Below are 2400 nucleotides of genomic sequence, written 5' to 3'. Positions count from 1 at the left end.
CCGAGCAGGCGGGTGTGGCACTCGCGCCGAGTCCGAGTGCCACTCCGGAGACCCTGCCCAGCAGCGCCGAGTCCGCGCCCGTCGAGCAGCCGCAGACGCAGCAGCCGCCGGCCACCCAGGAGTCGGAGAAGGACAGTGACGGCGACGGCGGCGACAAAGGCGGAGGCGGTGGCGGGGGCGGCGAGTCCAAGAAGCCCAAGCCGCCCGTGCGCACCGCGGCCACGGCCGTGAAGGAGGTCGCCGCCCGCAGCGAGGGCCGGCACATCTGCTACCGCGCCTACGTGGCCGACCAGGGCTGGCAGGCCCCGGTCTGCGACGGCGCCGAGGCCGGCACGGTCGGCAAGAACCTGCCGATCAAGGCCCTGAACATCGCCGTGTCCGGGACCAAGGGCGTGACGGGCAACGGTGCCCATGTCGTCGAGGCATGGCTCAACGGCAGCAAGTGGGAGAGCGTCCCCGACCAGACCGACATGTACCTGGGCAGCACCAAGGAGGCGGTCTCGCCGATGGAGGGGTTCACCCTCAGGACCATCGAAGGCACCGTCTGCCCCAACACCCACGTCAAGGACAAGGGCTGGCTGAAGCAGGGCTGCACCGAGCCGGGCGACTGGCGGTACTTCGGCAGCAACATGGAGAACGACCGACTCCAGCTGGAAGCCGTTCGCATCACCGTCTGACGGCGTATGCGAGGGCAACCGCCTTTGCCCTTGCGACTCCTGACGTCCCGGTAAGGCCACGCGTAACGTCGGCGTGTGAGCCTTTGGACTTCCCTGGAGCCCGCGTCCGCCACCGTCGACCCCGGCAGCAGCACGCGTGTGCGCCTGCGGGTCCGCAACACCGGTGATGTCGTCGACGAGTACCGGTTCGAGCCAGTGGGGGATGTGGCTCCCTGGACGACGGTGGAGCCGCAGACGCTGCGGTTGTATCCGGGCACGACGGGGACGGTGGAGCTGACGTTCGCTCCGCCGCGCACCTCCGACGCGGTGGCGGGGCCGAATCCGTATGCCATACGGATTCTTCCGACGGAGCATCCGGATGCGGTGACGGTTCCGGAGGGGAACCTGACGATCACGGCGTTCACCGAGGTGCGGGCGGAGTTGGTGCCGCCGACGGTGAAGGGCCGGTTCCGGGGGCGGCCGCGTCTCGCGGTGGACAACCTCGGCAACACGAAGGTGACGGCGTCGATCGCGGGCAGTGATCACGGCGATCACCTGTCGTACGAGGTGCGGCCTGGGAATGTGCAGATCGAGCCGGGGCGTGCGGCGTTCGTGGAGACGACGCTGAAGCCGAAGCGGATCATCTGGTTCGGTGCGAAGGAGGAGCGGCCCTACACGCTGGCGGTGCGCCGGTCGGGGGTGGATCCGACCGAGATCGAGGGGACGTATGTCCAGCGTGGGTTCCTGCCGCGCTGGCTGGCGACGTTCTTCGGGATCTTCCTGGCGTTGGCGATCGCGTTCGTGATGATCTGGATCGCGTACAAGCCCCAGGTCCGCACGAGCGCGACCGAGCAGACCGAGCAGGCGGGTGCGACACTCGCGCCCAGCCCGAGTGCCACTCCGGAGACCCTGCCCAGCAGCGCCGAGTCCGCGCCCGAGGCGGAGCCGGAGCAGCCGGCCTCCGAGAAGCCCGAGAACGACGGCGCCGGTGACGGCGGCGGAGGCGACGGCGGGGACAAGGGCGGCGGGGACAAGAAGCCCGCCAAGCCGGACGTGGTGCCCGCCATGAACGTCATGCTGCGCAACGCCACCACCCACATGTGCGCCGACATCCCCGGACGGGACAAGGGCCAGATCAACGGGGTCGTTCAGCAGGCCAACTGCCACGAAGAGGGCGACAACGAGTACTGGAACCTCGAGGTCAAGTACGAGCACGGTGGTCCCAACGGGGTCAAGCTCTTCCAGATCCGGAACGTCACGGACCAGCTGTGCATGGACCTCGGTGAATACGGCGCTCGCCCGGAGGGAACGGGGGTCGCCGAATTCCACTGCAACGGCACCAAGGCGGACAACCAGCTGTGGTGGATCGACAAGCAGGCGAGCGGCGACTACTGGATCCGCAACTTCGCCAGTGCCCACAAGTGCCTGAACGTGAAGGGCCAGAACGGCGGCACCGAGACTCCGCTGAACATCGCCACCTGCACCAACACCGACGACCAGGAGTGGCAGATCATCCACCCGTCGAAGGACTGACGCCGGGTCCGAAAAGTCGTACGATCAGGTACCTCGGGGCAGCGAGTACTGCCCCGGGTGCCGCTGACCCATGGGGAGTTGACCCGTAGCGTCGGCGTGTGAGCCTGTGGACTTCCCTGGAGCCCGCGTCCGCGACTGTGGACCCCGGCAGTAGTACGCGTGTGCGCCTGAGGGTGCGTAATACCGGTGACGTGGTGGATGAGTACCGGTT

1 protein-coding gene and 1 pseudogene are annotated in these 2400 nt (G+C 68.2%); both read left to right on the top strand.

What is annotated here, in order from left to right:
* Nucleotides 1-677 (top strand): annotated as a pseudogene (locus ACFYZ3_RS38435) (hydrolase); the annotation flags it as partial.
* Between the two features lie 75 nt (nt 678-752).
* Complete coding sequence (locus ACFYZ3_RS38430) at nt 753-2189, top strand: RICIN domain-containing protein (protein WP_388528046.1); 1437 nt, start codon at nt 753-755, stop codon at nt 2187-2189.
* The last annotated feature ends 211 nt before the right edge of the window (nt 2190-2400 follow it).

This window comes from Streptomyces sp. NPDC001599 (genome assembly GCF_042893535.1).
Taxonomy (GTDB): domain Bacteria; phylum Actinomycetota; class Actinomycetes; order Streptomycetales; family Streptomycetaceae; genus Streptomyces.
The sequence above is the reverse complement of the archived record's forward strand: the minus strand, read 5'-3'. Positions and strand labels throughout refer to the sequence as shown.